A 20,030-nucleotide genomic window follows, 5' to 3' on the forward strand; every position below is an offset into this window, starting at 1 on the left:
CGACCCTTTCGAGCATCAATCACTTCGTAGACACGTGTTGCCTCGTCGAGGCCGACAGTGCGAGGAGCTTTCACCGTGACGGCAGTCGAAGACACCACAGGAACACCATCGGCAGTTGCGGCCGCGATCACCGACGACGAAATTTTCGCCGGGCATCTCGGCGGCAAGCTTTCGGTCCAGTTGGCCGCGCCGCTCGAGACGCAGCGCGATCTCTCGATCGCCTACACCCCGGGGGTGGCCCAGGTCAGCCGCGCCATCGCCGCCGACCCGGCGCTGGCCAAGCGCTACACCTGGACCGACCGGCTCGTCGCCGTCATCTCCGACGGTTCCGCGGTGCTCGGCCTGGGCGACATCGGTCCGCGCGCGTCGTTGCCGGTGATGGAGGGCAAGGCGGCGCTGTTCAAGAAGTTCGCCGGCCTCGATTCCATCCCGATCGTGCTCGATACCCACGACGTCGACGAGATCGTCGAGACGATCGTGCGGATGCGACACAGTTTCGGGGCCGTCAACCTCGAAGACATTTCTGCCCCGCGGTGTTTCGAGGTGGAACGACGCGTCGTCGAGGCACTCGATTGCCCCGTGATGCACGACGACCAACACGGCACGGCCATCGTCGTCCTCGCGGCGCTGACGGGTGCCGCACGGGTACAGGGCCGGGACCTGGCCGGGCTTCGAGTGGTCGTCTCGGGTGCGGGCGCTGCGGGCGTCGCGTGCGCGAACATGCTGCTCGCCGCCGGCATTTCCGACGTCGTGGTCCTCGACTCCAAGGGCGTCGTCTCGGCTGACCGCGCTGACCTCACCGGCGTCAAGGCCGACCTCGCTGCGCGGACCAATCCCCGTGGACTGCGCGGGGGACCGGCCGATGCACTGGCCGGAGCCGACGTGTTCCTCGGACTGTCCGCGGGCAAAGTGGACGAGGGCGTCATCGCCTCGATGGCCCCCGAGTCCATCGTGTTCGCGCTCTCGAACCCGGATCCGGAGATTCACCCGGAGTTGGCCAGGAAGTACGCGGCCATCGTCGCAACCGGACGCAGCGATTTCCCCAATCAGATCAACAACGTTCTGGCCTTCCCCGGTGTGTTCAAGGGTGCGCTCGACGCAGGCGCACGCCGTATCACCGAAGGTATGAAGCTCGCCGCTGCCGAGGCAATCCTCTCGGTTCTCGGCGACGAGTTGGCCGCGGACAGAATCGTCCCGAGCCCGCTCGATCCTCGCGTCGCCCCGGCCGTTGCGGACGCAGTTGCGGCAGCAGCGCGAGCCGAGGGTGTCGCGTAGGAAAACAGAAAAAGCACCCCGAACCCCGCCCTATCCCGGCCGGTGGTTCGGGGTGCTTTTCGTTCGTGTGAGCTGCCCGTCAGACTTTCGCCAGGCCGGTCGGCATCCGCCGGAGGCGACCGGTTCCCGGCACCGACGTCCACACCGCAAGGGCGAGAAGGCCGTCGACGACGAGTGTGAGCAGCGCGACGAGGATCGCCCCGACCAGAACCCGGCCGTAGTCGTAGAGCGCGAGACCGTCGAAGATGTAGCGACCGAGCCCGCCGAGGTTGACGTAGGCCGCAACGGTCGCGGTGGCGATGATCTGCAGAGTGGTGTTCCGTAGTCCGCCGAGGATCAGTGGAAGTGCATTCGGGATCTCGACCCGCAGCAGCACCTGTGATTCGGTCATTCCCATTGCCCGGGCGGCGTCGACCACGTGAGCGTCGACGTTGGCTATTCCGGAGTAGGTGCCCGCCAGCAGCGGCGGTATGCCGAGCAGAACCAGCGCGATGATCGGTGGGATCAGACCCAATCCGATCACCAGGACCAGGAACACCAACACACCCAGAGTCGGCAGTGAGCGCAGAGCGTTGACCAGTCCGACGACCACCGCTTCACCGCGGCGCAGGTGACCGATGATCAGCCCGATGGGAATCGCGACAGCGGCCGAAAGTACAACGGCCAACAGCGAATACCACATGTGTTCGAGCAATCGGGCGCCGATTCCCGTCGGCCCGGCCCAATTCGCGCCGTCGAGGATGTACGAGAACGCTTCGGAGAACAGATTCATGCGCGCGCCTTCCTCGTCGACGAGGTCGTGCCCTGCCGTGTCCACGGCGTGAGTCGACGGCCCAACAGGTACAGGGCGGCGTCGAAGATCAACGCCAGGAACACGATCGAGATGATGCCGGCGAAGATCTGATCGGGATAGTCACGTTGGTAGCCCTGGGTGAACAGCTGGCCGAGACCACCGATACCGATCACCGAACCCACCGAGACCAACGAGATGTTGGTGACCGTGACAACGCGAATATTGGCGATGAGCACCGGCAAGGACAGCGGTAGCTCGACGGTCACCGCCCGTCGTAACGACGAAAAGCCCATGGCCTGAGCCGAATCGACGACGGCGAACGGCACCGAATCGAGTGCCTCCGGAACAGCGCGAACGAGCAGAGCCGTGGAGTACACCGTCAGTGCGATCACCACGTTCAGTGGATCGAGCACTGGCAATCCTACGACCGCGGGAATGGTGACGAACAGTGCCAGTGACGGCAACGTGAACGCAATGCTGGCCACCGTCAACGTGATTCGGCGGACCCACCGCGTGTTGCGAATCAGGGTGCCGACCGGAACGGCGACGAGCAGTCCGATGAGCAGGGGCACGAGCGAAAGATACAGATGTGTCTTCGTGTACCCCAGTACGACGCCGAAGTTGTCGAACAGCCAGGTCACTGTGCGTCGTTCCCGGCCGCGCCGAAGTGGTGGCGATTGCGCTCCTCGTCCTCCGACTTGCGCTGTACGGCCAGGTTTTCGAGAATTTCCGCACCGTCGACGCTGCCCACGGCGGCACCGGTCGAATCGACGGCGACGCCGATTCCCGATGGGGACGAAATCGCCGAGTCGAGTGCCTGCCGTAGATCGCCGCCCTCGAGGAACAACGACCCACCGGCCGCGGTGCTCTCGTCCAGGCTGCCGCCGCCGCGTATCTTCTCGACGCCGGTAGCGTCGATCCAGCCGAGGGGACGACGCTGGGAGTCCACGACCAGAACCCACTGCCCCTGGTCGAGTCGCAGGGTGCTCATCTCGTCCTCGGTCGCGGTATGGATCGGATGCATCGTGACCGACTGCGCCGAGCGGAAAGACAGGCCTCGGTAGCCGCGGTCGCGGCCGACGAACGACGCCACGAACGACGTCGCCGGTGCCGCGAGCACGGTCTCGGGCTTGTCGTATTGCTGCAGACGACCCTGCGGTCCGAAGACCGCGATGTGGTCGCCCAGCCGCACGGCCTCGTCGATGTCGTGCGTGACGAACACGATCGTCTTCTTCAGATCGGCCTGCAGCCTCAGCATCTCGGTCTGCAGATCCTCACGCACCACTGGGTCGACAGCGCTGAAGGGCTCGTCCATCAACAGAATCGGTGGGTCCGCGGCGAGCGCGCGGGCCACCCCGACGCGCTGTTGCTGACCGCCGGACAGCTGCGCCGGGTAGCGGGACGCAAGAGCGGGATCCAGGCCCACTCGCTCGAGTACTTCCAGTGCCGCCTTGCGGGCAGCGCGCCGGGACTGACCGTTCAGCACCGGAACCGTCGCGACATTGTCGACGACGGAACGATGGGGCAGCAGCCCGGCACTCTGGATGACGTAGCCGATTCCCCGGCGCAGCTTCACCGCGTCGGTGTCGGCGATGTTGCGGCCGTCGACCGTGATGACGCCCGAGGTGGGCGCGATCATCCGGTTGATCATGCGCATCGACGTCGTCTTGCCACAGCCGGACGGCCCCACGAACACGGTGAACGAGTGTGGCTGGATCACCAGGTCCAACGAGTCGACTGCCGTGGTGCCGTCCGGGTACGTCTTGGTGATGTTCTCGAAGGTGATCATCAGCTGACCGGCTGGTCCAGACCCTTGTCCTTGACCCACGCCGTTGCCGCCGCAGCCGGTTCGACCTTCTGGTCGCCGGACACCGAAGTGTTCAGTGCAATGAGCTCTTCGGTGGTGATCTGCGCCGAGACGGCGTCGAGAACCTGAGTGAGCTTCTCGGACTGCTTGGACGTCCGCAGCACCGGGATGACGTTCTGAGCGGCGAAATTATTCTCCGGGTCTTCGAGAACCACGAGATCGTTCTGCGCGATGGCCGGCGAGGTGGTGAAGATGTCCGCCGCGTCGACCTGGCCCGACACGAGTGCCTCGACCGTGGCCGGTCCGCCGCCGTCGGAGATGGGCACGTAGTTGCCGGGGGAGATGTCCAGGCCGTACTTCGCTTTCAGGCCCGGCAACCCGCCGACGCGCTCCTGGAATTCCGGCGTGCCTGCGAACGTCACCTCCGAGGAGAACGGTGCGAGATCGCCGACGGTCTTCAGGTTGCGCTCGGTTGCGGTCGCGCGCGTGACGACGACGGCATCCTTGTCCTCGCCGGGTGCCTGGGCCGTCACCGAGAGGTCGTCGCCGAGTGCAGCGGGCAGTGCCGCCAGCACGTCCTCGGACGAGGTGGCCGTGGCGGATTCGTCCAAGTACTGGAGCAGGTTGCCCGTGTAATCGGGAATCAGGTCGATCGAGCCGTCGCGGACGGCGGGAATGTACGCCTCGCGGCTACCGATGTTGAGCTTGGTGCTCACCTCGAAACCGTTGGCGCGCAATGCTTCTGCGTAGATGTTTGCGACGGTCTCGGACTCCGGGAAGTTGGCCGAGCCGACGATGATCGAGTTCGTGTCGTCGTTGCTCTCGCCGCCTCCGCTCGAGAGCGGATCCGAATTTCCGCCGCAGGCGGTCAGTGCGGTGACCGACAGGGCGAGCGCGGCAACGGCCGCCACTGCCTTCGGGGCGGAGAACGCGCGCGTGATTCGGGAGGTGGTCATGGTGTCCTTCCATCGGTTCGGGCACAGACGAAGCCCCAATTCCGACGGATGCCGCCCGACATCGGGGACATCGCCGAATCAGGACTCGGGCTGCTCGGGATGGTAGTCGACGTCGCCGTGCCCATAAGGTTGGTTCGACTACCCTCTCGTTCGCATCTGTGCCCCGCGGTCGGGATCGGTAAACCCCACGGGCAGTGAACAGGAGAAAATGAGAGTGCGTTCGTCGATTCTGGCAGCGGCCCTCGCGGTCACTATCGCAGGTTCCGTCGGTGGGTGCAGTGCGGCCGACCGGGCCGAACCCGAGCAGGTGTCCGTCGTCGTCGGAGCCGGAAATTCCGACCTCTCCCGGTTGCTCGCACAGATCTACGCGGGAGGACTCCGGTCGACGGGAGACGAGGTCTCCGTCGTCGAGAATCTCGGGGATCGGACGGCGTACCTCGCGGCGTTGGATCGAGGTGACGTGACCGTGGTTCCCGACGTCACCGGCGAACTCTTGCGTACCTTCGACACCCTGGCCGGCGCAACAGAAGCAGAGGACGTGTTCACCGAGCTGAACCGATCGCTGCCCGCCGGATTGTCGGTGGGGGACTACGCAACCGCCGAGGATCGGTTGGCGATCGCTCTCGCTCCGGACGCGACGTCGGGCGAGGGGACGACAGTCACAGAATTTCTTCGTAGGGACGACGTGACAGTCGGCACGGTCGAGGGAGAGGTACACCCGTTGGATCTGATGACGGAGGGCGCTGGCAGTCCCAGCGTCTCCGGTGCCGGTTTCGCCGAGTTCATGGTCTACCCGGATGCGCAGTTCGCCGTCGACGACCTGAATTCCGGCGCGGTGGATGCTCTCGCGATTCGGACTGCATCGTTCGGTCCGCTGGCCAAGGATCTGACGACTCTGCCCGACGACGATCACGTGTATCCGGCGCAGAACGTCGTTCCGCTGTACCGCACTGGTGTGTTTGACGAGAGTGCGGTGAAGTCGTTCTCGGTGGTGGCGGGGGAGCTGACGACAGCGGACCTCGCCGACATGATCGGCGAGGTCCGTGGCGGTGCTGCGTCAGGCGATGTCGCCGGCCGCTGGCTCGGCGAGCACAGCCTCTGACCCGTCGGACTTCTGCTCTGCTCTGAGCATGCGGCCCAGGTACGAGCCCATGTGATGGACGGCTTCGGCTGCTTCACGCAGGATCGACGCCTGCAGGTGCGCCACGTGCCAGAGCTTCTTGTACTCGATGTACTCGAGTTCGACGCCGGACAGGCGCAGCTTGTCCGCGAACGCGGTGATCTGCGGATAGAGCACCTCGTCCGTCCCGACGTGCATGACGACCGGTGGCAGCTCGTCCAGGTTGCCCTGGAGCGGCGCGAAGCCCTGATCCAGCGGGTCACCCGCCCCCAGATACGCGTCGGCCGAGGAGTTCGACCACCCGGTGTTGACGACCAGGTCGCGCGGCTTGACCGCGTCGCGTGCGCCCGGATCGACCCACGGTGAGATCAATCCGAGAGCTGCGGGCCTCGCGCCGTCGTCCACCAGCCGCCTCGCCGTCGCGACGGTCAGTCCGCCGCCGGCCGAATCACCGGCGATGGCGATGCGATCCGGGGTGAAGCCGTGCAACCGCACGAGTTCCCGGAACGCCGCCACGGCGTCGTCGAGCGCGGCCGGGTACGGGTTCTCCGGAGCCAGTCGGTAATCGAGCACGTACACCGCGCTGGCCGACTCACGTGCGAGATGGGCGGCAAGAGAACGGTGGGTGTTGATCGAACCGATCGTGAACGCGCCCCCGTGGAGGTACAGGATCGCGGTGTCGCGTTCGGTGGCTCCGACGGTGATGCGCTCGGCCCGCCTGCCCGCAAGCGTCAACTTCTGCGCGACGGTCCCGTGCGGGAGCGTCTGCACCGGAGCCGCAGCCTCGAGAACGGCTCGCTGCGCCCGGAAGGACAGGCGCGGATTCAGCGCGAGGCGGTAAAACGGTTTGAGCGCTGCCGCGACGATCGGCAGGGGAACGTAGAAGGATTTCACGACGCGACCCGTCTACTTCTTGGTGCGCGGCAGCGCACGCTTGGACACTGCAGCGATGAGGCCCTGGTACCGCGAACCGGTGATGCGTTGCAGCAGATCGAGGGCGATGGCGTCGGAACCGATGAGCACGCGGCCCCTGCCCTTCTCGACACCCTTGAGAATGGTCTTGGCCGCGTCGATCGGGGTGGTCTTCGCCAACTTGCTGTCGAAGAACTTCGCGACGTCGGCCTGGTCGAAATTCTCGGCGACGGTGGCGTTGCGGGCGATGGCGGTCTTGATGCCGCCGGGGTGCACCACGGTGACCTTCACCGGTGCCTTGGAGATCAACATCTCCATGCGCAGCGACTCGCTGAACCCGCGGACGGCGAACTTCGCCGCGTTGTACGCGGACTGCGAAGGCATGGCCAACAGGCCGAACAGACTGGAGATGTTGATGATGTGGCCATCGCCGGAGGCCTGGATGTGCGGAAGAAATGCCTTGGTGCCGTTGACGACGCCCCAGAAATCGACGTCGACGATGCGTTCGATGTCCTTGAACGAGGACTTCTCCACGTCACCGTGGTAGGCGATGCCTGCGTTGTTGTAGATCTGGTTGACCTTGCCGAAATGCGCGACGACGGCCTCGGCGTAGTCGAGCACGGTCTCGCGCTGCGAGACGTCGAGGAAATCGGATTTCACCTCGGCTCCGAGTGCTTCGACGCGGCGCACCGTCTCGTCGAGTCCGGCGGTGTCGACGTCGGACAGCGCGAGCTTGGCTCCGCGGCCGGCCAGCTCGAGAGCCAGGGCCCGGCCGATTCCCGAACCCGCGCCGGTGACGACGGCTACCTTGCCTGTGAATGTGCTCATCGTGCGGACACCTTGTCTGTGTTGTTGCCGGCGGCCGTGCTCGCCGACGCTGCGGAGGTCAGATCTGCAGTTGCGACGCTACGGTACGCATCGAGATCGAAATGCTTGGTCTGGCGACGGAACTCGAACGTGAACCCGGGCCACAGGGTGGTGTTGTTTCCGTGCTTGTCCAGATACCAGCTGGCGCAGCCGCCGTTCATCCAGACGCTCTTGGCGAGCTGGTCCTGCAGGGTCACGTTGTACTCGTCCTGCACGTCCTTGCGCACTTCGATGGTCCCGATGTCGTGCTTGTCGATGGTGTTCAAGGCGTCGACCAGGTAGTTGATCTGCGACTCGATCATGAACACCATCGAGGTGTGCCCGAGGCCGGTGTTGGGGCCGACGAGGAAGAACATGTTCGGGAAGTTCGCAACCGCAGCGCCCTTGTAGCCCTGCTGTCCGCCGTCGTCGAACGTCTGCGCCAGCGTACGGCCGTCCTTGCCGACGATGCCCTGGTATGCAGGCGAATCGGTGACGTGGAAGCCGGTGGCGACGACGAGTGCGTCGATCGCGCGCTCGGTGCCGTCCTTGGTGACGATCGATCCCTTGCGGATCTCGGCGATGCCGTCGGTCACGAGGTCGACGTTGCTCTGCGCGAGAGCGGGGTAGTACGCGTTGGAGATCAACATGCGCTTGCAGCCGATGCGGAAATTCGGGGTCACCTTCGCGCGCAGCGCCTTGTCCTTGATCTGCGTACGCAGATGGTTTTCCGACGCCCACTGCAGCGGCTTCATGAACGCGGGGTTCTTCGCCAGTCCGACGACCTGGGTCTCACGCATCGCATAGATGCCGGCGCGGGCGAGGCGCTGGAAGCCGGGCACGTGCTTGAAGGCGAAGCGCTCGAGCTTGGTGTACGGGCGATCGGCGCGAGGCAGGATCCACGGCGCAGTGCGCTGGTAGACGTCGAGATGCTCCACCTGACCTGCGATGGCGGGAACGATCTGGATCGCCGACGCGCCGGTGCCGATGACGGCGACGCGCTTTCCGGCGAGCGAGACGTCGTGGTTCCACTGTGCGGAGTGGAAGACGTCGCCCTCGAAGTCGTGAATTCCCTTGATGTCGGGCAAGTTGGGCTCGCACAGCGCGCCGACGGCCGAGACGACGATCTTGGCGGTGTAGTTGCCGGTGGTCGTCTCGACGTCCCAACGGCTGGTGGAGGCGTTCCACCGCGCCGACGTCACGTCCGTGCCGAAGACGTGCTTGTCCATGACACCGTACTTGCGCGCAACTCCGGCGATGTACTTCTGGATCTCGGGCTGGGTGGAGAACGAACGAGTCCACTCCGGGTTCAAAGCGAACGAGTACGAGTACAGATGCGAGGGCACGTCGCAGGCTGCACCGGGGTAGGTGTTGTCGCGCCAGGTACCGCCCACATCGTGGCCGCGTTCGACGACGACGAAGTTCTTCTTGCCTGCCTTGGTCAGCTTGATCGCCGCTCCGAGCCCGGCGAAACCACTGCCGATGATCAGCGTATCGACGTGACGCGGCGACGTTGCGCGGTCCGAAGTATCTGTTACGGGAAGACTCATGTAGAGCAGACTAGAAGCTTACTGAGTGTGAGTCAATAGTTATTGACTACTATTCAATAGGATGATTGCATGGCGGATGTGAACCGCGCTGGAGTATCGACGACGAAAAGGACGAGACTCAGTCCGCAGCAACGACGAGCGCAGCTGATCGAGCTCGGCACCGAGATGTTGGCCGACCGCCCCCTCGAGCAGATCTCGGTCGAGGACATCGCAGATCAGGCCGGCGTCTCCCGAGGTCTACTGTTCCACTACTTCGCGTCCAAGCAGGACTTTCACCTCGAAATAGTCCGCGAGGCGTCGCGGTCGATGATCGAACGAACCGCGCCGGAACCGGATCTCGAACCCTTCGAGATTCTGCGCGAGTCCATCGCCAACTACGTCGACTACGTCAGCGAGAAACGCGACACTTTCATCTCCCTGCTCCGCGGCACGGCGAGCGGAGATCCGCAGATGCGCGAGGTGTTCGAGCAGACCCGCACCACCATGGCCGATCGCACTCTCGTCCAACTCGCCCAACTCGACGTCGATGTCACCCCCACCATCGACCTCGCCGTCCGCGGGTGGATCGCCTTCGTCGAAGAAGCGACCATCACCTGGCTCAGAAATCCACAGATCACCCGCGACGAGTTGATAGACCTGAACGTCAACGCCCTGCCTGCTGTCGCCCTGGCTCCGGGCATGATCTCCGCGCTGCTGGGAGCCGACGCCGACGCCTGAGCCCCGCCCTAGTGTGCGTCCCCCGGTTGGACGTCCTCCCCGGTGCACCCCCGGCACGCGTCAATGGACCCTTGCACTCCTCACACGTATGCAGAGGTCCATTCACGCAGCCCCCAACTCTGCGTGAATGGACCGTTGCACTGCCCAGACGTATGCAATGGTCCATTGACGCGGAACGGAGAGCGCGCACAGCAACGACGAAAGCGGCCCACCCCCGAAGGAGTGGGCCGCTTGTCGCTGTCGGAGATCTAGTCTTCGCCGACCTTGTTGAAGGCCTCGTCGATGATTTCGAGTTGCTCGACGGCGTGCACCTTGCTCGATCCCGAGGACGGTGCGGACATGGCGCGACGGGAGATGCGCTTGATGCCGACCAGCTTCTCGGGCATGAGTTCGGGCAGTGCGAGACCGAAGAACGGCCAGGCACCCTGGTTCGCAGGCTCTTCCTGAACCCAGCGGAATTCCGTTGCGTTCGGGTAGCTCTCGAGTGCTTCCCGGATCCGACGCGTCGGCACGGGGTAGAGCTGCTCGATGCGGACGATGGCGACGTCGTCGCGGTTGTCCTTCTGCTTGCGAGCGAGGAGCTCGTAGTAGAGCTTGCCGCTGACCATCAGCACGCGTTTGACCTTGCTGCGGTCGCCGGTGCCGGTGTCGTACGTGGGCTCGTCGAACACCGAGTGGAACTTGCCGTCGGTGAAGTCCTCGATGTTGCTCACTGCTGCCTTGTTGCGCAGCATCGACTTCGGAGTGAAGACGATCAGCGGGCGACGGATTCCGTCACGCGCATGCCTACGCAGCAGGTGGAAGTAGTTCGCGGGGGTCGAGGGGAGTGCGACGGTCATCGATCCTTCGGCGCACAGCGTCAGGAAGCGTTCGATGCGTCCGGACGTGTGGTCCGGTCCCTGACCCTCGTGGCCGTGCGGCAGCAGCAGCACGACGTCGGAGAGCTGACCCCACTTGGCTTCACCGGACGAGATGAACTCGTCGATGATGGACTGGGCGCCGTTGACGAAGTCGCCGAACTGCGCTTCCCACATCACCAGTGCGTCCGGGTTGCCCACGGAGTAGCCGTACTCGAAGCCGACGGCCGCGAACTCGCTCAGCGCGGAGTCGTAGACCATGAACTTGCCGGGGTTGTCGCTGCCGATGTTCTGCAGCGGCGTGTACTCGGAACCGGTCTTGCGGTCGATGATCACCGAGTGCCGCTGCGTGAACGTGCCGCGGCGGGTGTCCTGACCCGAGAAACGAATGTTGCGTCCCTCGTCCACGAGCGAGCCGAGTGCGAGCAGTTCGCCGAAGGCCCAGTCGACCTTGCCCTCGTACGCCATTTCCCGACGCTTCTCGAGTACCGGCTTGACGCGGGGGTGCACGTTGAATCCCTCGGGGATATCGAGATGCGCATCACCGATGCGGTGCAGTACGGCCTTGTCGACGGCGGTGGTGAGCTTGGTCGGCAACTGCTGGTCGAGTTCGACCGATTCGCTGGGCTCCGGGGTGTACTTCTCGAGCTCGCGCACTTCGTTGAAGACGCGTTCGAGCTGACCCTGGTAGTCGCGGAGCGCATCCTCGGCTTCCTTGAGCGAGATGTCGCCACGGCCGATGAGCGATTCGGTGTAGCTCTTGCGGACGCTGCGCTTGGTGTCGATCACGTCGTACATCGCCGGCTGGGTCATCGAGGGGTCGTCGCCCTCGTTGTGTCCGCGACGGCGGTAGCAGATCATGTCGATGACGACGTCCTTGTGGAACTTCTGACGGAAGTCCACTGCCAGCTGGGCCACCCAGGCACATGCCTCGGGGTCGTCGCCGTTGACGTGGAAGATCGGCGCGGCGATCATCTTGGCCACGTCGGTGCAGTACTCGGACGAGCGCGAGAACTCCGGCGAGGTGGTGAAGCCGACCTGGTTGTTGACGACGATGTGCACGGTTCCGCCGGTGCGGTAGCCACGCAGATCGGACAGGTTCAGCGTTTCCGCGACGACGCCCTGGCCGGCGAAAGCCGCGTCGCCGTGCAGCATCAGCGGCAGCACGGAGTAACCGCCCTGGCCGGTGCCCTTGTCCAGGAGGTCCTGCTTGGCCCGGACGAGGCCTTCGAGGACGGGGTCGACGGCTTCGAGGTGCGACGGGTTCGCCGTGAGCGAGACCTTGATGTCGTTGTCGCCGAACATCTGGATGTACGTGCCCTCGGCACCGAGGTGGTACTTCACGTCACCGGAGCCGTGTGCGGCAGCCGGGTTCATGTTGCCCTCGAACTCGGTGAAGATCTTCGAGTACGGCTTGCCGACGATGTTGGCCAGCACGTTCAGGCGACCGCGGTGCGGCATGCCGATGACGACCTCGTCGAGGGCGTACTCCGCGCTCTGGTCGATGACGGAGTCCATCATCGGGATGACCGATTCGGCACCTTCGAGCGAGAAGCGCTTCTGCCCGACGTACTTGGTCTGCAGGAACGTCTCGAAGGCCTCGGCTGCGTTGAGCTTGCTGAGGATGTACTTCTGTTGCGCCACAGTCGGTTTGACGTGCTTGGCTTCGACGCGTTCCTGCAGCCACGAGACCTGCTCGGTTTCGAGGATGTGGGTGTACTCGACGCCGACGTGGCGGCAGTACGAGTCGCGCAGGACGCTGAGCACGTCGCGCAGCTTCATTTTGTCCTTGCCGTGGAATCCGCCGACCTTGAACTCGCGGTCGAGGTCCCACAGCGTCAGGTCGTGGCTGATCACGTCGAGGTCCGGATGCATCCGGAACTTGTCCTTGGTGAACTGCAACGGGTCGGTGTCGGCCATCAGGTGACCGCGGTTGCGGTACGCCGCGATGAGCTCGAGCACGCGGGTGTTCTTGTCGACGGTGCCCTCGGGCAGATCCTTGCGCCAGCGGATCGGCTCGTACGGGATCTTCAGCGAATGGAACAGCTCGTCGTAGAACTCGTCGCTGATCAGCAGATTGTGGATCGTCTTGAGGAAGTCGCCCGACTCCGCACCCTGAATGATGCGGTGGTCGTACGTCGAGGTCAGCGTCATGAGCTTGCCGACGCCGAACTCGGCGAGACGCTCGTCGCTGGCACCCTGGAACTCCGCCGGGTACTCCATGGCACCGGCACCGATGATGGCACCCTGGCCGTTCATCAGGCGCGGGACGGAGTGGACGGTGCCGATTCCGCCGGGGTTGGTCAGCGAGATCGTGACGCCCTGGAAGTCCTCGCCGGTCAGCTTGCCGTCACGGGCACGTCGGACGATGTCCTCGTACGCGTTGTAGAACTGCGTGAACGTGAAGTCCTGCGTGTTCTTGATGGCCGCGACGACGAGGGATCGGTTGCCGTCCTTGCCGGGAAGGTCGATCGCCAGACCGAGATTGATCGCAGCCGGAGTGACGGCGTTGGGCTTGCCGTCGACCTCGGCGAAGTGGCGGTTCATGTTCGGGAACGCCCTGACGGCCTGCACGATGGCGTAGCCGAGCAGGTGCGTGAACGAGATCTTGCCGCCGCGGGTACGCGCGAGGTGGTTGTTGATGACGAGGCGATTGTCGACCATGAGCTTGGCCGGGATGGCCCGCACGCTGGTAGCTGTCGGAATCTGCAGCGAGGCGGACATGTTCTTCGCAACCGCTGCGGCAGCGCCGCGCAGAATCTTGCTCGACTCTTCACCGAATTCGGCAGCGGCGGGCTTGGCCGGGGCTGCCTTCTTCTCGGCCGGCTTGGCCGGGGCCGACTTCGCCGGAGCAGGCTTGGTCTCGGCAGCCTTGGGAGCTGCGGCCTTGGCGGGAGCCTCGGCCTTCTTGGGGGCTTCGGCCTTCGGGGCCGAGGCGGCTGGCTTCGCAGGAGGCGCGGGTGCTGCGGGAGGAGCGGACTTGGCCGAGCTGCCGTTCGAGGCCGAGCCGTTGGAACCGGACTTACCGTTGGAGATGGGGTTTTCGTCGGTCACGGCTTCGGGGTCGTAATCGGTGAGGAACTCGTGCCAGCTCGCGTCGACGGAGGACGGGTCCTGCTTGAACCGCTGGTACATCTCGTCGACCAGCCATTGATTTTGTCCGAATTGGGTAGTAGAGCTGCTGCTCACGGCAGTAGTTCGCCTCGTTTCTGTCTTCGTTCCCGATCAGCGCGCGTACGACTCCAGGCTAGACCTCCGGTCGAGATCGCGTGCGTCCGGGACGTAGCTGTGATATGTACTCACCGGTAACCATCGGCCTCGTTGTCGATGACTCCGTTGACTATCGAATTATTCCCCCGGTTCGTTTCGGCTGCAGTCCACAATTTCGCGTAGAAGCCGCCCCGTTTGCGAAGTTCGGAGTGTCGTCCGACTTCCACGATACGACCGCCGTCGACGACCACGATCAGATCAGCTCGGGCGGCGGTGGCCAATCGGTGTGCGACGACCACTGCGGTGCGGGTTCTGGCAACCGCGTTGCTGGCTTCCAGGACCTTGCGTTCGGTGGCCGGATCGAGAGTCGCAGTCGCTTCGTCGAGCAGGAGTAGATCGGGATCCACCAGTTCGGCTCGGGCCAGTGCGATCAGCTGTCGCTGACCGGCCGACAACCCTTGGCCGCGTTCGCCGACAGGTTGCTGCATACCGCCGCGAAGTGCAGCGATGGTGTCGAGGGCACCGACCGAGCGTGCCGCGTTCTCGATATCGGCCCGGCTGGCGTCGGGCCGGCCGTACGCGATGTTCGACGCGATGGTTCCGGTGAACAGGTGGGCTTCCTGCGGTACGACGCCGAGCCGATGGCGGTAGTCCGACAACCGGTAGTCGCGGAGGTCGTGGCCGCCCACGCGTACCGATCCGGAGGTCGGGTCGTAGAACCGAGCAAGCAGCTTCACGACGGTGGATTTGCCTGCTCCGGTGCGTCCCACCAACGCGACGGTGGTGCCGGCCGGGATGCTGAGAGATACCTCACTGAGCGCGTCGGAGTGAGCTCCGGCATACCGAAAGCTGACGTCGACGAGGTCGATGTCAGCGCGCAGGCGATCGCCGACGACAGCGCCGGACCCGGTCGCTGTCGCTGTTTCGATCGAACTCGTCGTGCGTAGGAGGTCTCCGATTCGGCCGACGCCGACGCGAGCCTGCTGGTACCCGTCGAATACTTGCGAGAGTTGCTGGATCGGGCCGAAGAGGAGTCCGAGGTACAAGACGAACGCCACCAGGGTGCCGGCGGTGGCGGTGCCCGAGGCAATCTGATGGGCTCCGACGAAGACGACGACGGCCAGCGCGATATCCGAGAGCAGGGTGATGAACGGGAAGAACACCGAGATCGCGGTCTGTGATCTCATGCGGCTCGCTCGGTAGCGGTTGCTGCGTTCGGCGAAGCGGGAGGCCGCGTACTCCTCACGTCGGTACGCCTGCGCGGCGCGCAGTCCGGTGACGTTCTCCTGGAAGTCGGCGTTGACGATGGAGATGCGTTCGCGCGAGGTCGAGTACGCAGCCGAGGAGATGCGTCGGAAGACGACGGTTGCGACGGCGAGTGGCGGCACGACCGCCAGGGCAACCAGGCCGAGTGTCGTATCCGTGACGAGCAGTGCGATCGCGATCCCGACGACGGTCAGCACGCTGACCACGGCCGTGGACGCGCCGGTCTGGATGAACGACGACAACGCATCGACGTCGGTGGTCATGCGCGTCATGATGCGACCGGACAGCTCGCGCTCGTAGTAGTCCAGCCCGAGTCTCTGAATGTGCGCGTAGCTGCGTACTCGTAATCCGAACAGCACCCGCTCGCCGGCTCGTGCGGTGAGCACGGTTGTCGCGCAGACCACGAACCAGCTGGCAGCAGCCAGGGCTACGCCTATTGATGTTGCGATCCACAGGGTGTCGGAGTCCCCGCGCGCCACGCCGCTGTCCACCGCGTACCGGACGAGTGAGGGAAAGGCGATGGAGGCGATCGAGTCGAGCGCCAGCAGCACCACGACACCTGCCAGCAGCAGCCGGACAGGACTCAGCAGTCGTGACAGCCGGAATTCCGGGTCTGGTCGACGCAACTGTTGTCCCGATCCGCCTGGTTCCTCTGTTGCCGGAGGTAGGGCTGCCACCGCGTCGGAGATGGCCTGCGTCGGTGCCAACGAGCCGAATGCGCCAGCCATCGCTGCACCGTGGGTTCCTCCGCCCCCGGCGCCTGCGGGCGGCATCACGGCACCGGGGTTCGATGCGGCTTCCAGAGCATCGTCCGGCCAGAGCTCTGCTGCCGACGGTTCCGTACGCGGCTCGGGTGCGGCGTCGCTGTGTTCGTCCTCGTCTCCGCCGGCGAGGAGAGCGCGGAACAGTGGGCAGCACTCGTCCAGTTCGTCGACTGTGCCGGTGTCGATGATGCGTCCACCGTCGAGGACGGCTACGCGGTCGGCCAACGTCAGCGTCGATCGGCGGTGGGCGAGGACGAGGGTGGCTCGGGTACGCACGCCGCGCAGTGCGTCGAAGATGGCGGCCTCGGTCTCGGCGTCGACGGCGGAGGTGGCGTCGTCGAGGACGAGAATTCGCGGCTCGACCAACAGGGCGCGAGCCAGGGCGATGCGTTGACGTTGCCCGCCCGAGAGGGTCAGTCCGCGTTCACCGACGAAACTGTCGTAGCCCTCGGGCAGAGCGTCGATGAAGGTCGAGGCCTGAGCCAGTCGAGCCGCGTGTTCGATCTCCTCCGCGCTTGCCTCGGGCCTGCCGAGCGCGATGTTGGCGGCGATGGTGTCCGAGAACAGAAAAGGCTCGTCGAAGACCAACGACACCGCTTCGCGCAGTGATGCGGAATCCAGGTCGGCGATGTCGATGGACGTGTCCCCGGAGGTCACTGCGATCCGGCCGTGAGTAGGGCGGTAGAAGCGGGGGAGCAACAGGGAGAGGGCGGTTTTTCCCGAGCCCGCGTGTCCCACGACGGCCACCGTCTCCCCGGGGGCGATGCTCAGGTCGAGGCCGTTGAGGACGTTGCGCTCTGCCTCGAATCCGAACGTGACGCCGGAGAGCTGGACGCCGAGGGGGCCGTCGGGCAGTTCGATGGGATGCGCCGGTTCCGGTTCGGTCGGCTCGGTGTCGACCACTTCGTAGACGCGCTCGACGGCCGCGCGCGAGAGCTGCGCCATGATCACCACCGACGACACGGTGCGGGTGACGGCGGACAGCGTGGCAACGTAGGTGGCGAAGGCGAGAAAGGTGCCGATGGTGATGTGGCCGTGCAACGCCAACCAGCCGCCGAGAGCGATGACGCCGACCAGCCCGAGCTGAGGGATGGTCGCCATGGTCGGTGCGAACCGTGAATTGATGCGGGCCGAGCGCATGCGCTCGGCGAACAGCGTGCGACCGAGAGCTTCGATGCGATCCACCGCACGCGCTTCCTGCCCGAAGCCCTTGACCACCCGGACTCCGGTGACGGTCTCCTCCACGTGCTGGGCCAGATCGGCGGCGCGCTGTTGTGCGGACCAGGTGGCAGCGAAGAGGGTGGGTCGCATTCGGTAGACGACGACGCTGACCGCGGGGACGATGACGACAGCGACGAGGGTGAGCAGCGGCGAGAGATATGCCATCACGACCAGGGCCAGGACGAACTGGAGAATTGCCCCGGCCGAGAGCGGCACCATGGCGAGCAGCCCCTGCACCAACTGCAGGTCGGTGATCGATCTCGACACGACCTGGCCGGTTCGGATTTCGTCCTGCTTGCGACCGTCGAGCCGCTGCAGCGACGCCAGCAGGTCCATCCGCAGGTCGTGTTGAACATCGATCGACAGGCGGCCGGCGAGCATACGCCGACCGAACTGGCAGGCGAACCGGAGAGCACCCAGCAGTGCGATGGCTATCGCGACTCCGGCGATCACGTCGTTCTTACCTGCGCTGGCGTCGTCGATCGCGAGGCGAGTCAGTAACGGGAACGAGATGTCGATGAGGGCGGCGATCATCGTCACGCCCAGTGCGCCGAGTGCCGTCCGCCGGTGCAGCATGCACTGCGCGAGCAGGCGTCTGATCCAGCCACGCGGTGTGATCGACGACGCCGTGGTCGACGACGCGGTGGTCGGCCGGGAGTCGGTGGGTATGCCGGACGAGCGGGGGCCGGTCTCGAGCAAACGGGCACTGCCCGTACTGCCGTCCGTCCCCGCTCGATCCTTCACGTATTCGCTGTGTGCCATCTATTCACACGGTAGACCCGGCCACCGACAGCCGGATCGGGCGAACATCCCCACCGATGCCCGTCGTCAGTCGATGTCTCGGGTACGGGCCAGGAACCAACCGCCACCGGTGAGGACCACCGCCCACAGCGCGAGTCCGAGCGGAGCCCACGGCCACGACGCGAGGTCGCCCGCATCGTCCAGTTGTGTCGCTGCCATCGTCGGCAACGTCAGGTTCGACGGCAGCGCCGTGGCCACCGGTCCGAAACCGACGCCGAACAGAATCAGGGACAGCAGCCCTTCACCGAACGGTAGCCAGGCGACGAGCACGATGGCGGCCCAGGTCGGGGATTTGAGCAACAACCCCAGCCCGGCACCGATGAGCGACCACAGCACCACAGCGAGCAGGCACGACGCGACGACGCCGATGAACGCGCCGTCGAGGACGATTGTTCGTTCGCTGAAGATCAGCAGACACACCAAGCTCGCCAGGAGCACGACGAGGCCGTACCCCAGGCCGAACAAGGCGGTGACGATGAGCTTGGCGGCAACGACGCCGTCCCTGCCGCGGGCCGTCAGGAAGCTGGTGGTGATGGTCTTGTGTCGAAACTCCGTCCCTGCATTGACCGCGCCGAAGATGCCGGCGAACAGGATGGCGGCACCGGCGGCGACGTACAGGCCGATGGAGGCGACACCGCCTGCGATCTGTAGATCCTCCTCGAACTCACCCAGCTGGTTCGCGATCACCGAGGTGATGACGGATGCGAACACGCCGACGACGATCGGTGCGATCGCGAGCGCCCACCAGAACTTCAGTGTGGTGACCTTGCGGATCTCGGACGTCAACAGCGCGTTCATCGCGAACCCCCGTTCCAGTTCTGCGGTGGTCCGTAGTTCTGTGGCGGCGGTGAGTACCCCTGGTTGTAACCAGGCGGTGGCCCGTATCCCGGAGGAGGTCCGTATCCCGGAGGCGGTCCGTACGCAGTGGGTTGGACGGGTGCTGCGGTGTACTGACCGGCGGTCATCGACAGGAACACCTGCTCGAGGTCGACGTGCTCGCTGGTGGTGCCGAAGACCGTGACCCCCGCGTCGGCGGCGATGCGCGTGACGGTGGCGGCGTCGGCACCCGCGACGCCGATGCGGCCGTCGGGCAGCAGTTGGGTGTCGGTGAGTCCGGTGGACGCCAATGCCAGAGCCAGTTTCGCCGGGTCCGACGCAGCAACGAGTACACGGCTCGGGCGGGTGGATCGCAGCTGGTCGATGGATCCCTGATACATCAGGGTGCCGGCGCTGACGATCACCAGATTGTCGACGGTCTGCTCGATCTCGCGCAGGATGTGGCTCGATACCAGGACGGTTCTCCCCGACGACGCGAACGCCTTCAGGAAGTCCCGAAGCCACGCAATTCCCTCGGGATCGAGGCCGTTCGCGGGTTCGTCGAGCACGAGGATCTCGGGGTCTCCCAGCAGAGCCGTGGCCAACGTCAGTCGCTGACGCATGCCGAGAGAGAACCCGCCCGCTGCGCGGTGCGCGGCGTCGCCCAGACCGACGAGGTTCAGGACGTCGAGGGCGCGGCTGTCGGGTACCCCGATCGCCGCGGTGTAGATCTTCAGGTGGTGCTCGGCGCTGCGTTTGGGGTGCAGACTCAGCGAGTCGAGAACGGCACCGACGGTACGGGCCGGGTGGGTCGCCGTGCGAAACGGAACGCCGTTGACGAGGCCGACGCCCGAGGTCGGTGCGACGAGGCCGAGCAGCATGCGCAGTGTCGTGGACTTGCCGGAGCCGTTCGGCCCGAGAAAGCCGGTGACGGTTCCGCGTGGAACGGCGAAGCTCAGGTCCGAGACCGCGCGAACGGTACCGAATTGCTTCGTCAGAGCCTGCGCTTCCAGCGCCGGAGCCGAGTAACTGGTCATCTGTGCGGTGTCCCCCTGGCCGTCGGTGCACCTCGTGTGCCGGTTGCTTGGCGGCAACCGGTACACGAGGTTACGGGGTGGG

General features: G+C 65.2%; 14 protein-coding genes. 3 read left to right on the top strand and 11 right to left on the bottom strand.

Annotation, left to right across the window (positions count from 1 at the left end; all coding sequences use genetic code 11):
* Positions 1–75 precede the first annotated feature (75 nt).
* Positions 76–1,275, top strand: a complete 1,200-nt coding sequence (locus tag QM588_RS16045; protein ID WP_283314696.1) for an NAD(P)-dependent malic enzyme — start codon at positions 76–78, stop codon at positions 1,273–1,275.
* 79 nt (positions 1,276–1,354) lie between these two features.
* Here QM588_RS16045 and QM588_RS16050 read toward each other — a convergent pair whose 3' ends face one another.
* The 4 genes from QM588_RS16050 to QM588_RS16065 are packed head-to-tail and all read right to left on the bottom strand — an operon-like array spanning position 1,355 to position 4,831.
* Entirely contained in the window at positions 1,355–2,047 is a 693-nt protein-coding gene (locus tag QM588_RS16050) for an ABC transporter permease (RefSeq protein ID WP_027498027.1), read from the bottom strand.
* Complete coding sequence (locus tag QM588_RS16055; protein ID WP_283314698.1) at positions 2,044–2,709, bottom strand: ABC transporter permease; 666 nt, start codon at positions 2,707–2,709, stop codon at positions 2,044–2,046. Before QM588_RS16055 ends, QM588_RS16050 begins: the two co-directional genes overlap by 4 nt.
* Positions 2,706–3,857 carry an ABC transporter ATP-binding protein gene (locus QM588_RS16060; RefSeq protein WP_283314701.1) on the bottom strand — a complete coding sequence of 384 codons (1,152 nt, stop codon included), beginning with the start codon at positions 3,855–3,857 and terminating at the stop codon, positions 2,706–2,708. Before QM588_RS16060 ends, QM588_RS16055 begins: the two co-directional genes overlap by 4 nt.
* A complete protein-coding gene (locus QM588_RS16065; RefSeq protein WP_283314703.1) occupies positions 3,857–4,831 on the bottom strand; it encodes an ABC transporter substrate-binding protein in 975 nt (324 codons plus the stop codon). Before QM588_RS16065 ends, QM588_RS16060 begins: the two co-directional genes overlap by 1 nt.
* 208 nt (positions 4,832–5,039) lie before the next feature.
* On the opposite strand from QM588_RS16065, the gene QM588_RS16070 reads away from it, so the two are divergent.
* Positions 5,040–5,933, top strand: a complete 894-nt coding sequence (locus tag QM588_RS16070; RefSeq protein ID WP_283314705.1) for a glycine betaine ABC transporter substrate-binding protein — start codon at positions 5,040–5,042, stop codon at positions 5,931–5,933.
* Here QM588_RS16070 and QM588_RS16075 read toward each other — a convergent pair.
* From QM588_RS16075 to QM588_RS16085, 3 genes are read right to left on the bottom strand one after another with little or no spacing between them, the layout of a single operon-like run.
* Positions 5,889–6,845, bottom strand: a complete 957-nt coding sequence (locus QM588_RS16075; protein WP_283314706.1) for an alpha/beta hydrolase — start codon at positions 6,843–6,845, stop codon at positions 5,889–5,891. The two genes, QM588_RS16070 and QM588_RS16075, sit on opposite strands and share 45 nt — an antisense overlap.
* Positions 6,846–6,857: 12 nt before the next feature.
* Positions 6,858–7,691: an SDR family NAD(P)-dependent oxidoreductase gene (locus QM588_RS16080; RefSeq protein ID WP_283314709.1), complete on the bottom strand. Its 834-nt coding sequence runs from the start codon at positions 7,689–7,691 to the stop codon at positions 6,858–6,860.
* On the bottom strand, positions 7,688–9,259 hold the full coding sequence (locus tag QM588_RS16085; RefSeq protein ID WP_094714435.1) for a flavin-containing monooxygenase: 1,572 nt from the start codon (positions 9,257–9,259) through the stop codon (positions 7,688–7,690). Before QM588_RS16085 ends, QM588_RS16080 begins: the two co-directional genes overlap by 4 nt.
* Positions 9,260–9,328: 69 nt before the next feature.
* On the opposite strand from QM588_RS16085, the gene QM588_RS16090 reads away from it, so the two are divergent.
* Complete coding sequence (locus tag QM588_RS16090; protein WP_283314714.1) at positions 9,329–9,976, top strand: TetR/AcrR family transcriptional regulator; 648 nt, start codon at positions 9,329–9,331, stop codon at positions 9,974–9,976.
* 248 nt (positions 9,977–10,224) lie between these two features.
* Here the strand turns inward: QM588_RS16090 and QM588_RS16095 are convergent, their stop codons facing one another.
* The 4 genes from QM588_RS16095 to QM588_RS16110 all read right to left on the bottom strand — a co-directional run bounded on the left by QM588_RS16095 (position 10,225) and on the right by QM588_RS16110 (position 19,948).
* Positions 10,225–14,022, bottom strand: a complete 3,798-nt coding sequence (locus QM588_RS16095) for a multifunctional oxoglutarate decarboxylase/oxoglutarate dehydrogenase thiamine pyrophosphate-binding subunit/dihydrolipoyllysine-residue succinyltransferase subunit (RefSeq protein ID WP_283314715.1) — start codon at positions 14,020–14,022, stop codon at positions 10,225–10,227.
* Positions 14,023–14,132: 110 nt separating this feature from the next.
* Positions 14,133–17,870, bottom strand: a complete 3,738-nt coding sequence (locus QM588_RS16100; protein ID WP_283314846.1) for an ABC transporter ATP-binding protein — start codon at positions 17,868–17,870, stop codon at positions 14,133–14,135.
* 252 nt (positions 17,871–18,122) lie between these two features.
* Positions 18,123–18,893: an ABC transporter permease gene (locus tag QM588_RS16105; protein WP_032371666.1), complete on the bottom strand. Its 771-nt coding sequence runs from the start codon at positions 18,891–18,893 to the stop codon at positions 18,123–18,125.
* Positions 18,890–19,948, bottom strand: a complete 1,059-nt coding sequence (locus QM588_RS16110) for an ABC transporter ATP-binding protein (protein ID WP_283314717.1) — start codon at positions 19,946–19,948, stop codon at positions 18,890–18,892. Before QM588_RS16110 ends, QM588_RS16105 begins: the two co-directional genes overlap by 4 nt.
* Positions 19,949–20,030: the final 82 nt, after the last annotated feature.

It is taken from the genome of Rhodococcus sp. IEGM 1354, from assembly GCF_030056855.1.
GTDB lineage: Bacteria > Actinomycetota > Actinomycetes > Mycobacteriales > Mycobacteriaceae > Rhodococcoides.